Annotated in this window: 19 protein-coding genes; 4 read left to right on the plus strand and 15 right to left on the minus strand. The window is 62.6% G+C overall.

The window, feature by feature from the left end:
* The first annotated feature begins 18 nt into the window (after nucleotides 1-18).
* Both LDN75_RS11645 and LDN75_RS11650 read left to right on the plus strand, forming a co-directional pair.
* A complete protein-coding gene (locus LDN75_RS11645) occupies nucleotides 19-1,017 on the plus strand; it encodes an SMP-30/gluconolactonase/LRE family protein (RefSeq protein ID WP_223937400.1) in 999 nt (332 codons plus the stop codon).
* Between the two features lie 182 nt (nucleotides 1,018-1,199).
* Complete coding sequence (locus tag LDN75_RS11650) at nucleotides 1,200-1,802, plus strand: hypothetical protein (RefSeq protein ID WP_223937401.1); 603 nt, start codon at nucleotides 1,200-1,202, stop codon at nucleotides 1,800-1,802.
* Nucleotides 1,803-3,731: 1,929 nt separating this feature from the next.
* On the opposite strand, the gene LDN75_RS24280 is transcribed toward LDN75_RS11650, so the two are convergent.
* The 11 genes from LDN75_RS24280 to LDN75_RS11700 form a co-directional block, all read right to left on the minus strand.
* The gene (locus LDN75_RS24280; protein ID WP_346347171.1) at nucleotides 3,732-3,890 is read right to left on the minus strand and encodes a hypothetical protein; all 159 of its coding nucleotides are present in this window, start codon (nucleotides 3,888-3,890) and stop codon (nucleotides 3,732-3,734) included.
* The gene (locus LDN75_RS11655; RefSeq protein WP_263422374.1) at nucleotides 3,835-4,239 is read right to left on the minus strand and encodes a hypothetical protein; all 405 of its coding nucleotides are present in this window, start codon (nucleotides 4,237-4,239) and stop codon (nucleotides 3,835-3,837) included. Before LDN75_RS11655 ends, LDN75_RS24280 begins: the two co-directional genes overlap by 56 nt.
* Before the next feature lie 229 nt (nucleotides 4,240-4,468).
* On the minus strand, nucleotides 4,469-4,822 hold the full coding sequence (locus LDN75_RS11660; protein WP_223937402.1) for a hypothetical protein: 354 nt from the start codon (nucleotides 4,820-4,822) through the stop codon (nucleotides 4,469-4,471).
* 196 nt (nucleotides 4,823-5,018) lie between these two features.
* Nucleotides 5,019-5,213 carry a hypothetical protein gene (locus LDN75_RS11665; RefSeq protein ID WP_223937403.1) on the minus strand — a complete coding sequence of 65 codons (195 nt, stop codon included), beginning with the start codon at nucleotides 5,211-5,213 and terminating at the stop codon, nucleotides 5,019-5,021.
* Between the two features lie 51 nt (nucleotides 5,214-5,264).
* Nucleotides 5,265-5,558 (minus strand): hypothetical protein, encoded by a 294-nt coding sequence (locus LDN75_RS11670; RefSeq protein ID WP_223937404.1) that lies wholly within the window; start codon nucleotides 5,556-5,558, stop codon nucleotides 5,265-5,267.
* Nucleotides 5,559-5,696: 138 nt separating this feature from the next.
* Nucleotides 5,697-6,635 (minus strand): zinc-binding alcohol dehydrogenase family protein, encoded by a 939-nt coding sequence (locus tag LDN75_RS11675; RefSeq protein WP_223937405.1) that lies wholly within the window; start codon nucleotides 6,633-6,635, stop codon nucleotides 5,697-5,699.
* A 55-nt stretch (nucleotides 6,636-6,690) separates the two neighbouring features.
* A complete protein-coding gene (locus LDN75_RS11680; RefSeq protein ID WP_223937406.1) occupies nucleotides 6,691-7,629 on the minus strand; it encodes a fumarylacetoacetate hydrolase family protein in 939 nt (312 codons plus the stop codon).
* Nucleotides 7,626-8,672, minus strand: coding sequence for an aminoglycoside phosphotransferase family protein (locus LDN75_RS11685; protein WP_223937407.1), 1,047 nt, complete (start codon nucleotides 8,670-8,672; stop codon nucleotides 7,626-7,628). Before LDN75_RS11685 ends, LDN75_RS11680 begins: the two co-directional genes overlap by 4 nt.
* Nucleotides 8,669-9,973: a phosphopyruvate hydratase gene (gene eno / locus LDN75_RS11690; protein ID WP_223937408.1), complete on the minus strand. Its 1,305-nt coding sequence runs from the start codon at nucleotides 9,971-9,973 to the stop codon at nucleotides 8,669-8,671. Before eno ends, LDN75_RS11685 begins: the two co-directional genes overlap by 4 nt.
* Nucleotides 9,970-10,959: a C-terminal binding protein gene (locus LDN75_RS11695; protein WP_223937409.1), complete on the minus strand. Its 990-nt coding sequence runs from the start codon at nucleotides 10,957-10,959 to the stop codon at nucleotides 9,970-9,972. The genes eno and LDN75_RS11695 overlap by 4 nt, the downstream gene beginning before the upstream one ends.
* Nucleotides 10,956-12,041: a fumarylacetoacetate hydrolase family protein gene (locus tag LDN75_RS11700; protein ID WP_223937410.1), complete on the minus strand. Its 1,086-nt coding sequence runs from the start codon at nucleotides 12,039-12,041 to the stop codon at nucleotides 10,956-10,958. The genes LDN75_RS11695 and LDN75_RS11700 overlap by 4 nt, the downstream gene beginning before the upstream one ends.
* 190 nt (nucleotides 12,042-12,231) lie before the next feature.
* Here LDN75_RS11700 and LDN75_RS11705 point away from each other — a divergent pair, with 190 nt between their 5' ends.
* Nucleotides 12,232-12,762 carry a cupin domain-containing protein gene (locus LDN75_RS11705; protein ID WP_223937411.1) on the plus strand — a complete coding sequence of 177 codons (531 nt, stop codon included), beginning with the start codon at nucleotides 12,232-12,234 and terminating at the stop codon, nucleotides 12,760-12,762.
* A gap of 76 nt (nucleotides 12,763-12,838) precedes the next feature.
* Here the strand turns inward: LDN75_RS11705 and LDN75_RS11710 are convergent, their stop codons facing one another.
* From LDN75_RS11710 to LDN75_RS11725, 4 genes are all read right to left on the minus strand, one after another.
* Nucleotides 12,839-13,948: an alcohol dehydrogenase catalytic domain-containing protein gene (locus LDN75_RS11710; protein ID WP_223937412.1), complete on the minus strand. Its 1,110-nt coding sequence runs from the start codon at nucleotides 13,946-13,948 to the stop codon at nucleotides 12,839-12,841.
* A 57-nt stretch (nucleotides 13,949-14,005) separates the two neighbouring features.
* A complete protein-coding gene (locus tag LDN75_RS11715; protein WP_223937413.1) occupies nucleotides 14,006-14,548 on the minus strand; it encodes a carboxymuconolactone decarboxylase family protein in 543 nt (180 codons plus the stop codon).
* A 26-nt stretch (nucleotides 14,549-14,574) separates the two neighbouring features.
* A complete protein-coding gene (locus LDN75_RS11720) occupies nucleotides 14,575-15,576 on the minus strand; it encodes a VOC family protein (RefSeq protein ID WP_223937414.1) in 1,002 nt (333 codons plus the stop codon).
* Nucleotides 15,577-15,679: 103 nt separating this feature from the next.
* Nucleotides 15,680-16,711, minus strand: a complete 1,032-nt coding sequence (locus tag LDN75_RS11725) for a LacI family DNA-binding transcriptional regulator (protein WP_223937415.1) — start codon at nucleotides 16,709-16,711, stop codon at nucleotides 15,680-15,682.
* A 530-nt stretch (nucleotides 16,712-17,241) separates the two neighbouring features.
* On the opposite strand from LDN75_RS11725, the gene LDN75_RS11730 reads away from it, so the two are divergent.
* Nucleotides 17,242-18,615, plus strand: coding sequence for an MFS transporter (locus tag LDN75_RS11730; RefSeq protein WP_223937416.1), 1,374 nt, complete (start codon nucleotides 17,242-17,244; stop codon nucleotides 18,613-18,615).
* The last annotated feature ends 20 nt before the right edge of the window (nucleotides 18,616-18,635 follow it).

Consider the following 18,635-nt stretch of genomic DNA (forward strand, 5'->3'; position numbering starts at 1 on the left):
CTCGGACGGCGACGCACGATGTCAGTTGTCCCAGCGGCAATTGTGATCATCCTCGCGCTCTCCAGCTGTACGGCGGCTGCCCCTTCCTTATCTACTGAGGCCCCTATCCCGTCCAAAGAGACTGCCACAGAACTCCTTCGCGCCACGTCGGTCCACGAGGCCACTGGAATGACGCTGTTGGAAGGCCCTACCGTGGGACCCGATGGAGACCTCTACATCGTGGATGTAACCGCCCCGGCAGGATCCCCAAAGGTCATTGCAATCGACCCGGGGTCCCGCGAACAGCGGTCCGTCTACACAGACAACACGAGCGCATTTACATCCGCCCAATTCAGCCCCCTCGATGGACGCCTGTATCTGACGGACTTCCTTGGCTCCATCGTGAGCATCACAGCGGACGGCAAAGATCCACGGGTCTTCTTCTCTGGTCCGGTGGGCGGGGCACCAATGAATCCGGACGACATCAGCTTCGACCAAGCCGGAAATCTCTACATCACAGATTCAACCGGCGCCCAAGATCCCTACTGGAAGCCACAAGGACGCCTGGTTCGAATCGACGGTCGAACAGCGGAGGCAACGGTCTTGGCCCATGGCTTGCCCGCCCCCAACGGACTCGCCTTTACGCCTGGATTCGATGGGCTGTGGGTCAGTCACAACACAGCGAACCGGATCGACTACTTGCGGCTAAGCGAGAACGGGCGTGAAGTGAAGACTGCACACCCCGCGATTCACGTCAGCGCAGGCATCGGCCAAGTCGACTCCTTGGCAGTAGACGCGGATGGGAATCTATACGTCGGATTTCACAACCAGGCAGCGATCTTCGTCTACGACACCGCTGGCGGACACATCTCCACCATATCCATACCCACTGAAGGCAATGGATTGTCCTCAGCAACCAACATCGCCATCGCACCTGGGACCACTGATGGCTATGTAACGGTGAGCGGAAATGAAGGCGGCTGGATTTACACCTTTCGGTCTCTTGCCAAGGGCATTAGACAGTCAAATGGAGGGTAGGGCTGGCCTTTGCGGCGGATCCTGCTCGGGCCGCGGTGGCGAGGCTGGTTGCATGTATTGGTGCGTTTTCGACCCTCTGCCTTGCCACGGCCTGACGCTGTGTCCCGCTGGGTTTAGGGGCAGCCAGGCGCGGCGTCAGCTGAGTGCGCGGGCAGCACAACCCTCGGACTAGCATTGGGTTCATGCGAGCCAACGAACCTTCTGCCGTTCACGCCGGGGGAGGCCCGTCAGTTGGTACTGACGGTGAGGGCCAACTCATGGCGATGCTTGATCGTGGTGTTTCCGGGGCTGAGCTGGAGACAACGCTTTCTGTTTGGCTGGACGCCGGAATCATTGACCAGTCGACTGCGGCGGCCGCACGCCGATTGAACATTCAATTATGGGAGGCGAGCCGCCGAGAGGGCCTGTTGCGCGTCCTGTACGATACGGCCACGGACTTGACCGGCATACGTGATGTTGAGGCTGTGCTTAAGGCAATAGTCAGGCGCACCCGGTCATTGATCGGCAGCGACATAGCCTACTTGAGCCTGAATGACTATGACAGTGGGGAGTCCTACGTCCGGGTGACCGACGGGGCAACGACTGCTCTCTTTCACAACATCCGTATGCCCCTTGGCTCAGGGGTCCTCGGCGCCGTGGCGACAGGCGAAGCGCCCGCCCAGAGCGCCGACTACTTGTTGGACGAGTCCAAATCCCATCTGGAGTCCAGCGATGCTGCGGTCAGTGCCAATCGAACAAAAGGAACACGGCAGGGTGATGTGACTTTGGAACACCAGCAGTTTTGACTGACCATCACAGTTTGCAAGATAAGGTGACTACCAAAGTAAAGTCCGGGGCGATGTCCAGAGTGCTCATCCACCGCAAGCCTGGCGGCCGGAAAAAGCTCATCCAGCGGCCCCAAAGGCCCGCACCGGAACTACGTGCCAGGTGATTCGATGTCACGCCCTATCCGGCGGACGCGAAGGCCGAGCTGCGGCTAGGTACCTGCCGGGCGGAGCTTGTCAGTTGGTGTACCTCCGCTCATAAAAGGAACGAGCGGCTTCAAAGCCGGCTCTCGGCTTCGCCAATTCGACGCATCATAGTTCGGACTGCTGCGCCTTCAGTATGGGTTCGGCGCAAACTTGAAACCCGAAACGGCACCCTCGACCTGTTTGAGGCCCTGAAAGATGGCTCCGGCTAACAATGCTGCTTCAACTAATCGTTGCCTCATGCCCGACTCGTGGCCAGCAACGACGATCGCAGCGGCCGCACGCAACCTGTCCGAGATCTTCGTGCCGGCCTTTGCGGCAATTAGATGCGCGTTCCTCGTTTAGTGACGGCCCGGACCGGACACCGATAACCGATGCTCTGTCGTCGGGCTGGCCGGAAGGGCCTCTTCATGTTCCCCGGTGCCACCTCGGCCATGTACTTGATGAAGGAGGTGCTCCCACTTTGTCGAGCTATTCAGAGTTCTTACGGGCAGAGTGCCGTCGCGCTTTGGGCGGTCATAATGGCCGGCGGGAGGCGTGCCTTGGAGGTCGGGGCCTGATCCTGACCGGAGGCTTCGCTCGGATTGAGAGCCGCCAACCAGCAGGTCATCTGCAATGCCTGAAGCGCCGATTCCCCGTCTTTCGGCTGTCGATCGAGCAAAAAGGAAGTGTGGACAATGTCCACACTTCCCACTTCAGACTGGCTCGTACAGCCACCGGACCGGCCCGGATTCCGCACGTTTCCGCGACTTCCCAGTGTTACCAAGGCTCGGAATCCCGTTCGAGTCCCACCTCGGGCACGGCATACCCCCTCGTCAGAGGGGGTTTTTGCTTTAACGTGTGTACATTCTGGTTGGTCAGGTCCCTCTGACTCTGGCCGCGGGGTGTGCCTGGCGCCGCGGGTCGCCTGTTTGGTTGTGGGGGAGCGGGGTTTAGGGCCGTGGCTGGTCGGCCCTCCGCTTGCTCTGAGCTGGGGTTATGCGTTCCTCTCTGGGTTCGTTCGGTAGGTCGTGGTTGTCCTACACGTCTTCATGGGTAGAAGGACTGAGCGCAACATGACTTCGAGATCCTATGTCGAGGCCACACGGATTCGCCTTGTTCCTGGCGTGAGGACGCCAGGTCAGCCGCTGCCCTGGCAGGTCAAAGGGGGTGTGGACATTGTCCACACTTAAATCTTCTTTATAGTGTCTGGTTGCAGCCATTGGCTCCTCCCTTCCCTGGGCTTACATCTGCTCATGCATGTGAGTGGCCACAACGACATGACGCCGAATCGCAAGCGCACCATCTGCCGAGCACTCCGGCGTGAGAGTTCAGTCACTATGGCTGACAGGGCGCTTTGGGGCTGGCCCCGTCCGGGTCTTCGACGCGGCACTTCGAATGAATAGGGCAAGCGGTTACGGTGCAGATTTGCCATCATCTTCACGCTCCGGGTCGGCCTCACCGCCGAAGGAATCGATCCGTCCTGTGAACAGATCTGCGCGGCCTGGCACCCGCCACCGGTGCAAGCCTCGCCGACGACTATATGAAGATCATCCAAGAATAGGACCTGAAAAATCCGGAAGAGACGAAGATGGCGGCCAGTCGACCGCCGTCTTCGTCTATGCCGTAGCGCCACCGGAAGAGTCTGGATTGGCCTCAGCCGGCGCAGCTCAAACGGGAAACGAACGGCGGTTGCGAGATCGATGGAGTGCCGTAGGCGTCCTTGTGGCAGAGAGGCGAGCTATCGTCGGTCCGCCCGTGGTGGCGTTACGGCAGAGACCGCAGGGTCCTACAGGCCCGCAGCCCCCGCGCCAGCTCTATGAACCTCGCCCAGTCCTGGGCTTCCACTGCGGTCTTCGGCGTGAGCCAGCTACCTCCGACACAGGCGACGTTCGGCAACGCAAGGTATTCCGGCGCTGAGGCCAACCAGACTCACGCCGCCGGTCGGGCAGAATTGCGCGTGGGGGATGGGTGCCCCGATCGCTGCCAGGTATGAGAGTCCGGCGGGGAAGAACTTCATGGCGTTCAGTCCGTTCTCGAGGACGGCCATGATTTCGCCAACGGTAGCCACCCCGGGGAGGACCGGGAGGTTCAACGACAACAAATGCTGGAGCAGTGCAGGTGTCATTCCTGGACCTACGAGGAACTGAGCACCTGCTGCCACGGCTTGGTCCGTTTGGGCTGGTGTGAGGATCGTGCCGGCACCCACCAGGATGTCGGGGACTTCCTCTGCGATAAGTGTCAGCAGGTGGCCCTCATTGCGGCGTTCGCGCACCGGCCCGGCTCTATCCTCTCGACGAGCCTAGCGCCTGGCTGAACCTGGGATGGACAAGGTGTTCGCCGTCACCGAAAACCCTGTTTACCCCAGATGCGGCGCTCTGTTGAGTACCCGGGGAGGTTCACTCTCCGGGCGGCGGGGCGGTCGTTCGTTGCGATAGTCGGCGATCCGGATGATCGTCTTTCCGCCCCGCCGCAGGCTGTAGGCGCGCCTGGACTGTACTGGCCTACTCTTGGCTTCGCCGGCCATTGATACGGGGGTCCACACGCCAGATGTCGATTCCGTCCAGATCATGGATCATGATGCGGCCCAGTCCGTTGGCGAGCTGGATCCAGATGATCCTGGCATCGTTGGTCGATTCGTCGACGTATCCGCTGCCCACGACGGTGTCTCCACGGCGTAGCTCTACATATTCGTGGCGCCATAGGTATTTCCAGTGCTTCATCAGCAGCGGGTCACGTCGGAGGTCTTGTTCCGGGGCGCCGGTCGCCGTTGTCGCCAGCCTCCAGTCAGTGGCAGGCTTCGCGGCGACGTGTCTGCGGGCTGAGGTCCGGGTCCGGACGCGTCGGTTTCTTTCCACGTTGAACTTCATTTCATGGCTGGTCTCAAATTGGGCATTTGCTCGAGCGACGGACGACTCCGGCCGTTTCGGCATCCTCACCTGTTCTTTATTGCTCATGGCTCGTGATGCTGTGTGTCCGTGTAGGGCCGTACGGCCAGCGTCGTTGCTGTTCCGAGCCGTGGCGAGGCCCTTGTTCACCGGAGCACAGCCGTTGCTAAGCAGGCAGTCCACGTCCGTCGGGTTCATTTCTGTATTGCAGGCCAGTCCAGGGCAGGGCAACCATCGAGTCGTCGAACAGTGTCCGGCGTAGGATTCGGATCGCTTCTTCGACGATTTTTTCTTCGTGTTCGACCGGCTCTTCCCGCGTGTTCGACGGGATGGCCGGCTCTGTGTCCGTTTCGTTGGACATGTGTCTCTCTCCCTGCCTTGGGCGGTAATCCTGGGGCTCTTGGCTCCCGCTTCAGATGCTTACTTGTACGTGCGTGGTTTCCTGTAATTGCCAGGATCCGGCCTCGGGGTGCTGCCGCGGGTCCAGGCCGAACCCGAGTTGTTCGAAAATGGTTCCGTAGGGGACGTCGGGCGACAGCTCGACGGTGAACGTCCGGTGATCATGGCGGGTAACCATGATTCCGCGACCTGGGTTGTTGTACCCCTGGAGAATTGCATTCTCCACGGCTCTGTCGAGCGCATTTTCGAATTCTCCGCTGTGGGAGACCTTGACCAGATCTTGGTATGTGGCTGATTGGTGGTTCATGGGTCCTTCTTTTGCGCTCTGGGGTTTCGCTTGCTTCCCGGTCTTCCGTGGCGAATGTGGCACCGGGCGCGCCCCGCCAGGGCTTCTAGGAGATGGTGGACCTGAACGACAGTGAGAACACCCAGATGCCGTAAAGGGCTAAGGGCTTAGGACCAACTTTCGTGGTGCTCCTTGTTGCTGAAGTTCCCAGGCCCGCTTGCAATCCCTTAGCGGGAGCGTCATCGTATCGACCGTCAACATCCCCTTGGCCGCGAACCTGGTGAGTTGAAGGTAAGCGTCACGGCGTATTTCAACGGGCGGATCGACGTGGGCGAACCCCAAGATCTCCAACCGTGCTCCACGGACGAGGCCGGCAGGCAGCTGGATTGTTGCCGCCGCTGACTGGCCAATTTGTATGTGACGAGCACCCCGGGCGGCGACGTGCATGGCGGCCAGTGCTGGGTCGCCCCAGACCGGGTCGATGATCACGTCGAAGCCGTGCTCACCTACGGCGTCGCGGAAGGCTCCCACCAGATCAGCACCCGGCGTGATCGTCACGGCGGCGTCCGCCCCCCGTTCCACGGAGAGGTCAAGCCGGTCGGGATCCCTGTCAGCGGCCACCACCGTGCCGGCGCCGAGGGCCTTGGCGAGCTGGACGGCGACCGAACCGAGCGCTCCGGTCGCGCCGAGCACCAGCACATTCTGGCCCGGTTGCAGTTTCGCCCGCCAGGTAAGGGCGAGCCACGCGGCCAGTCCCGTGTTGCCGAGGGCGGCCGCGGTGACGTCGTCGACGCCGTCTGCAAGGTCGAGTAGGTCGTCCTCGGCGACGACTGTCCGCTCGGCCCAAGAGCCGTGAGGCGACACCGGTGACGTAAAGAAGACCCTCCGGCCTGTTGCGGTCCGGCCCACTCCATCAGCCCCGATTACATACGGCAATGTACGCGGATTGCCGAAGGCGCCGGACGCCATGGCAAGGTCGAGGTGGTGGACACCGGCCGCGGTCACGTCGATGACAACTTGGCCAGTGTCAGGCTCGGGGTCCGAGAAATCTGCGTAGGCGGGCGTGGCTCCGGTGTGGGATAGAACGGCTGCTTTCATGGTGTACTCCTGTGTCTGGGTTGGGGGCTGTCCGCATTCGGCAGTGCCGCGCGGGTTAGCGCGGCCGAACGGTGTCGGCGGGGATGATCTGTACGCTGATTGATCCGAGGCCGCTTATTTGCCCCTTAAGCTCGTCACCGACGTGCATCCAGGTGCCGGTGCTGAGCCCGACCCCAGCGGGGGTGCCGGTGAGCACTACGTCGCCTGGTTCGAGGGTGACGTGCTCGCTGATCCGGGAGACCAGCTCGGGCACCGGCCAGATCAGGTCGGAGGTGTTGGCGTTCTGCCGGAGTTCCCCATTGAGCCAAAACTGCAGCTGCAGGTTGCTGTCGTCGATGAATCGGGCGGGCACAATGCCCGGCCCGAGAGGGCAGCTGTCGTCGAAGACTTTGCCGCCGAAGAGGTCGAACTTGACGAGGTGCCGGGGATGGCGCTGCCAGTCGCGCGCCGATAGGTCCAATGCGATCGTGTAGCCGGCGATGTACTCACGTGCACGGTCCACAGATATGTGCCTACCACGCTTACCGATGACGAATGCCAGCTCAAGCTCGTAGTCGAACTTTTCGGTCTGAGTAGGGTAGCGGACGGACCGGCCTTGACCAACGAGCGTGGTGGTGGGCGGTTTGAGGAAGAAGACCGGGATGTTGTCCTCTTTCGTAAAGCCCGTGTGACCGCCGTCGTTGATGACGTGGTCGTAGTAGTTGGCGCCGGTGCAGATGACTTTGTTCGGGTACTGGAGCGGAGTGAGCCAGTCCTCCGGCTCGGCCGGTCCTGGGAGCGGCTCGACGGCACTGCTGGGGAGGGCGTCGACGGCGGCCATCAGCAGAGGCTCCGCGGTCTCCCAGTGGGCGAAGACTGTCATCAGCCCGCCTCCCGGGTTAGGGGCCAGAACTTCGGGGGCGAGGTCGGCGAGCCGGTACAGGCGGCCGTCAGAGAGCCGGATCACGGGGGTGGGTGTTCCGTAGACCCTCACAGTGGACAGGGAGAACGTCATGGGGTGCGCTCCTTAATCTGTGTCCTGTCGACGACTGCTGTACGGGCCGTCAGGATCCAGTCATTGACGAGCTGCTCGATGTCGGAGGCAGGCCGGGACAGCTGGAACCGGGCCTGGTCCCGCACGCGGCCGCGTTGCAGGGGAGTCAGGTACTCCACCGGGGAGGCGCCGTCGACGCGGGCCAAGGCGAGCAGCGGCAGGAGTGCCGCGACACGGCTCATCAGCTTCGTCGCCGGCTCCCAGCTGATGTGCCGGGCGTACCCTTCCATCAGCAGGTGGGCAGACAGGTGCAACTGCGCCGCTTGTTCGGGCAGGATGATCGCCTTGAGCAGCAGGTGGTTCAGACAGAATGCGACATCGAACGCAGGGTCCCCGAACCAACCACACTCCGCGTCGAGCAGCACAGGGCCGTTGGGGCCGAGAAGAATGTTCTTGGGGCTAACGTCCCCGTGCACTACTGCGAGATGAGTGCCGGCAGTCACTGCGGCGAGCTCGTCGATCCGGTCGCCGAGGTCGGGGTTCGCCCAGGCGGTAACCCGGAAGTACGGTTCGATCCTCAACGCATCAAAGTTATCGTCGGTTGCGAACAAGCGTGGAATCGACAGGTCTTTCGTGCTCGCTGCGTGCAACCGGCCCACGAGGTCGCCCACTTCATATGCGGCAGCCGGTCTGACCTGACCGGCAAGGAGTTGGTCCTTCCACACGGGGTACTCCTGCGGTGGCAGGAATTCCATGGCGAACAGTCCGTCCTGTTCGTCGTAGGCGAGCACCTGAGGGACGTTCTTGGGCGCGACGGTGCCGGCAAATTGCAGCCACTCGTACTCCACCCTGTTGCGGGAGAGCGGCGCGAGCCACTCATGCTCCACCTTTAGCCGGGCCAACGCTCCCTTCACACACAGCGTCCGGCCGGGAAGCGCCACCTGCCACAGGTCAGAGCTGACGCCACCGGTCAAAGGCGTCAGTTGAGCCTCTTCTTCCGGTTCCATCAGCCCCTGGCGGCGTAGGAACTCCCGCACACGGGTTTGGTGTTCGGTGCCGTTCACCGCCCACCGTCCGCTGATAAGGCCAACTTGGGCAGATTCCTAAAGCCCAGAGTTGGGTCTTCGGCGATGCGCACCAGTTGGTTGTACTTGGCAAGTCGCTCGGAGTTCCGCACGGACCCGATCTTGATCTGCCCGGCGGCAGTTCCGACAGCCAAGTCGGCGAGGAAATCGTCTTCGGTCTCTCCGGATCGCGCTGACACGACGGGCGCGTACCCTGCTGCGCGCGCTTGAGCGACGACGTCGAGGGTGCCCGTCAACGTACCGTTCTGGTTTACCTTGACCAAGACGCCGTTGGCGACTCCACGGGTGATGCCCTCAGCGAGACGTTGGCTGTTCGTGGTGAACAGATCATCGCCGATCAGCCTGACCCGGTGCCCAAGGCGCTGGGTGAGTATCTGCCAGCCCGCCCAGTCATCCTCGTCCAACGGATCCTCGATCGAGACGATCGCGAAACGGTCGACCCAGGACGAGACCATATCGATCATCTCAGCGGTACTGAGACGTCGTTCCTGCCGACGCAGACGGTAATCGCCGGCTTTGCTGTCGTATAGGGACGTTGCGGCTACGTCGATGGCGATGGCGATGTCAGCGCCAGGCTGCAGACCTGCTGCCTCGATGGACTCGGTGATCAGCTCAAGGGCTTCGTCAGCCGTGCGGCAGCCCGGGCTCAACCCGCCTTCATCGGCCAGCAGGGTGGGCAACCCCCGTGCTGAGCAGAGACTTGCGGCGGCGGCCCGGACCCGGGAGGTGAGTTGGATCGCCTCAAGTGCTGATGTGGCCGCGATTGGCACAGCCAGGAAATCCTGGACGTCCATGCCGCGGCCGGCGTGGAGGCCACCGGAGAGGATGTTGACCATCGGCATGGGCAGCACAGGCTCCCCGACGCCGGCGAGTTGGGCAATGCGTCGATACAGAGGCTGCCCGCTGTCCCCGGCCGAGGCGCGGCAAACTGCCAGCGAGGCGCCGAGGACAGCGTTGGCGCCGAGGCGCGAGAGGCCTGGCGTGCCGTCCAGATCCCGCAGTCGCTCGTCGATCGCCCGTTGGTCGTCGACATCGCAGCCGCGCAACGCAGCAGCGATCTCACCGTTCACGTTGTCGACTGCGGCGGTGACACCGAGACCGCCGAACACGGACGGGTTTCCGTCGCGAAGCTCGTGTGCTTCGTGGGTGCCGGTGGATGCCCCGGAGGGAACCGAGGCGCGGGCCACGGTGCCGCTGTCGAGGACGACGTCGACCTCGACAGTCGGCCGCCCCCTGGAGTCGAAGATCTGTCGGCCATGGACGGTGCGGATTGTGCTCAAGATGACACTCCAGTGGAGAGGGCGGATGGGGTGTTGCAGGGGTAGCGGGCTGGCTCGCCCTGCAGGACGCGCACGACTTCTTCTGCGGCGCTGCGCCTCAGGTCGATAACCGACGCGTCGGAGGAAAAGGCGATGTGGGGGGTGACGATCACTCCGGGGTGGTCCAACAGCTCAGCGGGAACCATCGGCTCCTCCTCGAGGACATCCAGGCCTGCTCCGCCCAGATGCCCGGCCTGGAGGGACGCGAGCAGGGCGGCAGTATCGATCAGTCCGCCACGGCTGACGTTTATCAGGAACGCATCCTGCGGCAGCAGCGCCAGCTCCCGTTCGCCGATCAAGTGATGAGTGTGCTGGACCAAGGGGGCGTGCAGGACGACGATATCGCTGGCAACAAGAAGATCGTCGAGGGACATCACCTCGATGTCGCCTGTGTCTGCAGGCGGGTGCGGGTCGCTGATCACGACTCTGGCACCGAGCGCCCGCAGCTTGGCCGCAGTGGCTCGGCCGATCCGGCCGTATCCAATGACGCCGCACGTTAGGTTGGACAGGCGCCGAAGCCGCGCTCCGGCAGGGTTCCATCTGCCGGCCCGGACCTCCCTGTCGGCAGAAACCAGACCGCGGGTCCAAGCCAATGCCAGGGCGATTGCGTGATCGGAGACTTCTGCGACGCAGTAGTCCGGGACATTCGTGACCTGCACGCCATGATCGGTGGCGGCGGAAACGGCGATGTTGTCCAGGCCCACTCCCATCCTGGCGACAGCGCGAAGCGGGGCAGAGGATGCGATCGCATTGGCGGACACGGTGGCCCAGCAGGTGAGGATAGCAGCGGGCTGATGTTCGGCGACCAGTGCGTCGATGGACTCCACCGGGACGGGGTCAGCGGGGCCGGAGACGACGATAAAACCGGCGCCTTCGAGGATGTCTCGTTCGATACTGTCGTCGGGCCAGGCCCGATCGGTCAGCAGGACGGTCTGCTGCGGGGTCATAGCGCGTGCTCCTTAGTAGTGGTGTGGCCTTGAGAGGCCGGATCTTGATCGGGGGCGTTGTCGGAAGAATTGGTATGGCTCACTACGCGGGTGATCTGTTCGCCCAACCCGCTCACCGAAGCCCTGAGAGTGTCTCCGGCGCGCAGGAAGCGGCCGTGGTGCAGACCGAACCCGGCGGGGGAACCGGTGCAGAGCAGATCGCCGGGGCGCAGCCTGGTGTGCTGGGACAGGTACGAAAGCTGTTCGGGAATGCTGAACAGCATGTCATCTGCAGTGTCGTCTTGCAGGAGGGCGTCGTTGAGTGAAAGCTGCAGGCGTAAGACCGCGGGGGTCGGCACCTGCCAGGCAGGCACGAACCACGGTCCGAGCGGAAGGGATCCCCGAAGGCCCTTGCATTGCAGCCAGTCGCTGCCCAAGCCCGGCAGGTCGGGCCGGACGACACGGGAGCGGATGGTCAGGTCATTGACCACGCAGTAGCCAGCGATCACCTCGTGTGCCTCGGACGGGGTGAGCCCCGAACCAACCATGCCGATGACGGCACCGATCTCGACCTCCCAGTCAAGGGTGTCCGTGTCCGGGCCCAGGATGAGCTGACCCGTCGGAGAGCCGACGCGGTCACTGCTGGTCAGGCAGATGTAGGGGGCACCATCGCGGCGGCGCTGATTCAGCGCCCGCATGGTTGCAGCGCGCAGGAGCTCGGCGTCTGCAGGGTCGCCGGCGTCGACGGCAGCCTCAACGACCTGCCTCCTGTAATTGCCGATGGTGCAGAACAGCTGAGCGGGTTGAACCGGATTCTCCAACTGCAGCGAGGCGAGCGGAAGCCCTTTCCCTGCGATTGCCTGTGCGGTTTCTGGCCGTTCGGTCAACCGTCGAAGGTCGGCGTGATGGGTGGCCCACTTCTGAATAAGTCCGGTAACCGTCGAGAACTGTGCGCAGGGCCACTCTTCCGCCCAATCCGCCATGCGCAGCGCGCGGCCGCCGTAAACCAGCCAAATTGCCGTCGATTCCTTCGGCAAACTTGCCTGGGCCAACACAACCCCGGCAGGGGCAAAGTCTTGAGGGCGATAGTCATCTACAAGCATGTGCTAACGATAGCATTAACAATCGAAACTCGTCACCCCTTTGATGCAATTAGATGTGGCCTGAGGGCGGGGTCTTGCCTGGCCACCATTGGGAAAGCCGCCGCGAACCTGCGAAAACTGAGTTATTGACAGCGCGGGTCGGCCGAGGGATAGTGCTAACGATCGCATTTATCGACGAGAGGAACTAAACGTGACAGTGCGTAGAGTGGTCACCGGAACAGACCCCGAGGGAAATTCGGTCCTGGTGTCCGACGGCGAAGTACCCAACAGCCACGACTTCGATACCATGCCCGGTCAGGCCCAGGTCCGGGTGTGGTTTACTCCCGGGGCACCTTCGCCCGTTCCACCCGGGGTCGAGCCGACCAACAATACCGGCCCGGTTGTTCCGGGTCCTGGTGGTGCAAGCTTCGTGATCGTGTCATACGCCCCCGAATCCGTGTTTAAGAGCGCGGATTTCGATCCAGCCGCGGCGGGCCAGGAACTGGCCACCTTTGCGCCGGACCTGGCGGAGGTGTTTGAGCCGGATGGCATGCACCGCACCCGCAGTGTCGACTACGGAGTCGTAATTGCGGGTGAAGTGTGGCTTGAGCTGGACGGCGGAGAACAGGTGCATCTGAGGGCTGGCGACACCGTTGTGCAGGTAGCCGCGCGGCATGCCTGGCGCAACAAAACACAGGCGCCAGCGACGGTGGCGTTCGTGCTCACCGGCGTCAGCGCCTGAATGGTTGTGGGGGCGCACAAGCGCCCCCACATGGGAATTCATTGCCAATCGGTGTGAAGGATTGGCCCCGTTGCTGTCAGGGGAGTACCACGTAGTTGCTGAATCCGCCGCGGGGGTCCTTCAGCCGACCAGAAATCGCAGTATTGACATCAAGCAGTGGGAACGACTCGGTCTCCAGATAGTTGAGGTCCAGGGTGCCGGTCTCGATCATGTCGGCCATCTCCTGCCCTTGGGCAGCGGTAAACCAGTTGGACCCCAGGATTTGGACCTGCTCGTCCATCAGCCATTTCATGTCTACTGGGACCTCGCCGGAAACCCCTCCGACGTTGACGACTTTACCGCCGCGCCGGACGCCTCGCATGGAGTCGACCATGGTGGCCGCGTCGGCCCTGGCGCCGAGCGCACTGATGACGAAGTGGGCTCCGTCGCCGCGCGTCCGGGCTTTCGCCCAGTCACCGGACGACTGTTCGCCGAGGTTCATGACCTCGATCCTGTCCGGTGAGAGCGCCTTCACGCGTTGGAGGAGCTCCTGGTTGCGACCAGTGCCCAGAATTTTAGCCACGCCCATGCTTAAACACAGTACAGTCGCGGCGACGCCCAATGTTCCGGTGATACCGTCAATCAGGGCGACAGTCCCAGGTCCGGCGTCCGCCAGGCGGAGCGCTCCATAGGCTGTGCCGATGTAGCCGAAGCGGGCGGCCAGCTCGAACGGAAGGTTATCGGGAATCTTGACCAGAGCCTGTTGGGGCGCCGTCATGAACTCACTGAACCCGCCGTAGGGGTAGAGGTCGAAGATCCGCTGGCCGTCACGTGAAGTGCTGAAGTACCCGTTCAGTGTGTAGTAGCGGCAGCGGCTGGGGGTGCCGCCGGAACAGGCATAGCAGCTGCCGCAGGACCGCAGCGGACTCACGTACACACGGTCGCCGGGTTTGACGTTGATGACCGATTCCCCGACCTCCTCGACGATCCCTGTGGGATCGAGCCCGAAGACCGCCGGGAAGGCGGGGAGTGGCTGGTGGGGGTACCAGGTGGGCCAATTGTTGATCACGTTGGCCATGTTCGGCACGATGCCGACGGCCTTGACCCTGACCAGTACGTCGGTGGGCCGGGGCTGGGGTACTTCGATGGTGTCGATCGACATGGGTTCGCCGATCTTGTGCAGTCGGGCTGCGCGCATCGTCGCCATTGACGGCTCCTTCTAAGGAAGAATTGGGTTGTCTATTGGGTGCAGGTCCAGCGGGCACTACTTGCGGTAACTGTCCTCAAGTTCGATGCCGAGCAGTCCCATGACGCGTACGCCTGAGTTGTACCAGGCGATGGTCAACGTCAGCTCCACCATCTGCTGGTCATCGAGGTGCTTGGCTGCGGCAGCCCAGACAGCGTCGGACACATGGACCTTGGTGGTCGATTCGCGTGCCAGGGCTATCACGGCGCGTTCTGACTCGTCGAACACCTTAGTATTCCCACCCTCGCCCACTGCGGCGAGCTGTTCGTCGGTGAGGCCGGCTTTGCGACCGTGGGACTGGTGGTGCGCGATCTCGTATTCCGAGTCGGTGGCATGGCCGACAGACAAGATTGCCAGTTCGCGCAGCTTGGGGCTTAGCACGGAGCTGTCACGCATGGCATTGGCGTAGGACAGGAACGCGTCCAGTAGAACCGGCGCATTCGCCAGTGCGCGAAAGATGTTGGCGGTCGGCACTTTGCGCTCGGCCTCAAGGCGGTCCCATAAGGGTTGCTCGTGGGCCGAAGCGGCGTCGTCGCGGGACAAAGTAGGAACTCGGGACATGATGTGATTCTCCAGTCTGGTGGGGATCAGTGGGGCTGCGGGCTGGCCAGAAACTTTTCCAGCGTCATCGGGGCGGGGGGAATGGCTGGCGCCGTCAGGGGTACGCCGTTGAAGGATGAGGCCTCGAAGTACCACTGCTCAAGGGCGGGGAGCCCCCAGCGGGCGTTGGTGCTGACGGAAGCGGCGTCCCAGCGCACGGGTTCGGTCTCGAGGTCGATGGTCTGGTAATGGCTGTTGAAGACCTCGACGCGGTGGCCGTCCGGATCGCGAAGGTACGCGAAGAGCATGCCGCCGGGTCCGTGCCGGCCAGGTCCGCGCTCCACCTGGTCGCCGTAGCCCAGGATGCCAGCGAAGTCGCAGGCGGTGAAGATGTCGTGGCTTTCGGAAACGGTATAGGCGAAGTGGTGCAGGCTTGGGCCGGCGCCAGGCACCATGGCCAGGTCGAGGCAGGTGCCTTTGCGGTACATGAAGGCGCCCACCAGATCGTGGCCGTATTCCAGGTATTCGGAGTTGCGGAAGCCCAGTGCGCTGTAGAACGCACACAGGTCGTAGACGTCGTGCGTGAGCAGTTGGAAGTGGTCCAGCCGCTGGGCGTGGGCGCCCTGGTACTGCTCGAAGTTGATGTGCAGCCTGGGGCGGGTTTCCATGGTTGCGCACAGCTCCAGCGGCGTCCCGACCGGGTCGGAGACGTGCAGCGTGCGGCCTTGGTGCGGCGTGTCCACCCACTCGGCTGGCAGGTCCCGCTCACGGAAGAAGCGGTAAGCCTCGTCAAGGTCCTCCTCGAAGAAGACCCGGAATCCTATTCGGCGGGCTGTGCCGCCATCGGGGCTCTTCTCCAGCACGAGGCTGTGGTGGCATGCCTCTGCGAGGCCGCGCATGTAGACCGTCGAGTCATCTTCCTCGGTAACCACCAGGCCTAGGACCCGGGTGTAGAAGTCACGGCTCGTGGCCAAGTCGGCGACGTTGAGCCGCAGATGGCTGGTTCGTGTGATGTTGAACGGCGGACGCAAATCGACCGGTGGCAGCATGATTCTCAATCTCTCCAATGGGGGGGTCAGATAGTTGCTATCGTTAGCATTTTATCGATTTTTTGAATAGGCATAAGCGGGTTTTATACGGTGCGGTGGAAGTTCAGGCAGAACGCTTGCGCGACGCCGCCGACGGTACGGCAGTGCTGCCTCGGGGCACGATCCAGCCCACTGACACCGACTCGTAAGGGTCGTTGCCGGCCGGGGGGTTGTTCAGGCGGCGGACAAACCAGAGTCCGCAGGAGGTGGCTACGTCGCCGATTGGGAGGCTCACTGTAGTGAGCCCCGGCCCCCACCAGGAAAAGCCGCTCTGGTCGCCGAAGCCCACGACGGACAGTTCGGCGGGGACGTCGACGCCCAGCTCCAACAAGCAGTCAAGCACACCCACGGTGTGCAGAACCGAACCAAGGACGACGGCGGTCGGGGGCTTGGGCCCGTCCAGAAGCCGACGCATCGCATCCCGGGCGTGTTCAGGCGAAGCGGGGGGGCCGAGTTCGATCAGATCGGAACGTGGCGAAATGTCCTTCTTCCGCAATGCCTGACGGTAACCGTCCAGGCGTTCCCTGCCTGTCGGCAGGTCGGACATTGCTCCGATGTAGGCAATTCTGGTGTGGCCGAGATCCAGCAAATGCGTAGTGGCATCATCCAGGGCCCGGCGATCGTCGAGGCCGAACCAGTGACTGCCGAGTGCAGGCTGCCTGCGCAGCAACTGTACGTGCGGCATGCCCCGCAGCAGGTTTACGGAGTCACTATGGGGGTTGGGTGTTGGTGCAATTATCACGCCCGCGGCACGGCTTGCGGACAGCTCGCGGAGGTGGCGACGTTCAATGAGTCGATCATCGAATGTCTCGGCCAGAGTCAGCTGATAGTCCTCGCGAGCCATAATGGCCGACAGTTCGTGGGCGATAGTGAAGTAGAAGCTGTTGCGGATATCGGGAATGACCAAACCCACCACATTGCTCGGAGCACCTCGCATCATCCGGGCTGCGTGGTTACCCACATATCCCAACTCGGTAGCAGCCTGGCGGACACGGGCCTTGGTCTGTTCGCTGATACGGGAGTCGTCGGCCAACGCACGACCCACGGTGGAGACTGACAGTTGCAGATGTGCGGCAATGTCCTTGGTGGTTACCATCGTTCCTCCTTTACGCTTGTCTGTAGCGGAATACCATACCGGGGCCGAACGGGGATCTTAGCGCAAGGCGCTGTCCACGTGCTAACGATAGCACGCTAGTAGCGGGAGTCAAGAAGGGCCCATTGCTTAGATGTGGAACGCGGGCAGATCGCAGCGTTAGCCGATGGCTGGCCGCTGCGAGCCGAGCGGCTCCGGGGTTCCCGTTACTGGCTATGCCTCCGGCATCGACCAAGGCGACCTGAATTCCCTCTTGACTCCATCGCCCAGGGTGCTATCGTTAGCACTAGTTCGAGCATTCCCCCACTCATGGTTGCTCGCCGGCAGACTTGCTAGACGAGGACCTCCAGCCTGAAAACTGTCAATTTGGTTGCGAACCAAATGCGTCCACCGCTGAACCCCGGAGCGAACGTTCCGGGTTTCATCGTGACTGTCCTCCACGCCGCACTTCGGAGCTGTCATGCGCCCCAGCCAAATCAACAGCTGGCCCAAATTCACCCAAGAATCCAAACCTTCTCGACTAGGAGACAAAGATGTCCCACTCGAACCCGTCCGGATCAGGTCAAACTCCGGCCTCGACTGGAGCCCCCGCCGGGCCGGCCGTGCCCACATACCCGGAGCCCATGGACGTCATCTCCATGGACGCGATCCCGTCCAGCCCTGAACCATCCAGGGTGAAGAACAACCCCGAGGGCATGCCCACCAAGCTCGTCGCTGGTGTGTCATTTGCGGTGCTGGCGTTCACGTTTATGCTCAATGCGATGGACCGACAGGTCTTCTTTCCCTTGCTCGGCACCATCAGCGCCGAACACGGATTCAGCCTTCAGGCCGGTGGACTGTTGGCCACAATATTCACCTTGGGGATGGCCATCGCGGGCATCCCTGCAGGCTTCCTCGTCGAGCGCTTCTCGCGCAAGACGGTGTTGATAGTCAGCATTGTGATTTACTCCTTGGGCACCATGGCCACACCTCTGGCCTCCTCATGGGGCGACATGGCCCTGTATCGGATCATCTCGGGGCTAGGGGAAGGGATGCAGGCCGCCGCGCTGTTCGCCGCCGTGGGCGCCTTCTTCCATAACCGCCGCGGTCTGGCCCTAGGGGTCCTAGGGTTCGCCTTCGGCCTGGGTGCGACCTTCGGTCCGCCGTTGGGTGTCATGTTCGCCGGCCACTTTGGATCCTGGCGGGCCCCGTTTTTCATTTTCGGGATCATCGGCTTGGTGATCGCTTTCGTCGCCGTGTTCGTCGTCAGCCCGAAATTCACTGAGCGGGCCATCAGCATGACCGGTGACCACGGTTCCTACGACTACATGCCGGCCAAGGCCTACAACCGCAACTCTTTGGCGATCGCCGCCGCGTCAGGCTGCGGGGCCCTCGCCCTGTACGGGTTCCTGGGTCTCTACCCGACCTACCTGACCACTCAGCTTGGCATATCCACCGGGGAGGCCGCACTGGCGCTCAGCTTTGTAGGTATTGGAGGCTTGGCCGGGCTGTTCGGCGGCTGGATCGGTGACCGGATCAACCAGCGGACCCTGCTGATAGTTGCCTTGACTGTCATGGCGGTCATCGGAGTACTGATCTACGTAGTGCAGGCATCCTTCGTCTGGCAGTGCGTCTTCGCCTGCCTGATGGGTGTGTTCGGTACCGGAGTCTTCTTTCCCAATACCAACAGTGCGATCCAGCGGGCTGTCCGTCCCCACCAGGTCGGGCGAGCCGCCGGTCTGTTCGTCACCTGCTTCTACGGGTCGGCAGCCTTCTCGGGGCTGCTGTTCGCAGCGCTGGTGCCGATGCTCGGCTGGCAGGGAGCCGGCCTGCTGCAGGTCACCGTGCTGCCCCTGCTCGCGGCCGCAATCATGCTGATCGTGCGACCCTCACTGTTCAACAACGCTGCCGCAGCGGCTGCGCACTAATCACCCTGAAAGGAGAGCCA

The sequence above is a fragment of the Arthrobacter sp. StoSoilB5 genome (assembly GCF_019977235.1).
Classification (GTDB): domain Bacteria; phylum Actinomycetota; class Actinomycetes; order Actinomycetales; family Micrococcaceae; genus Arthrobacter.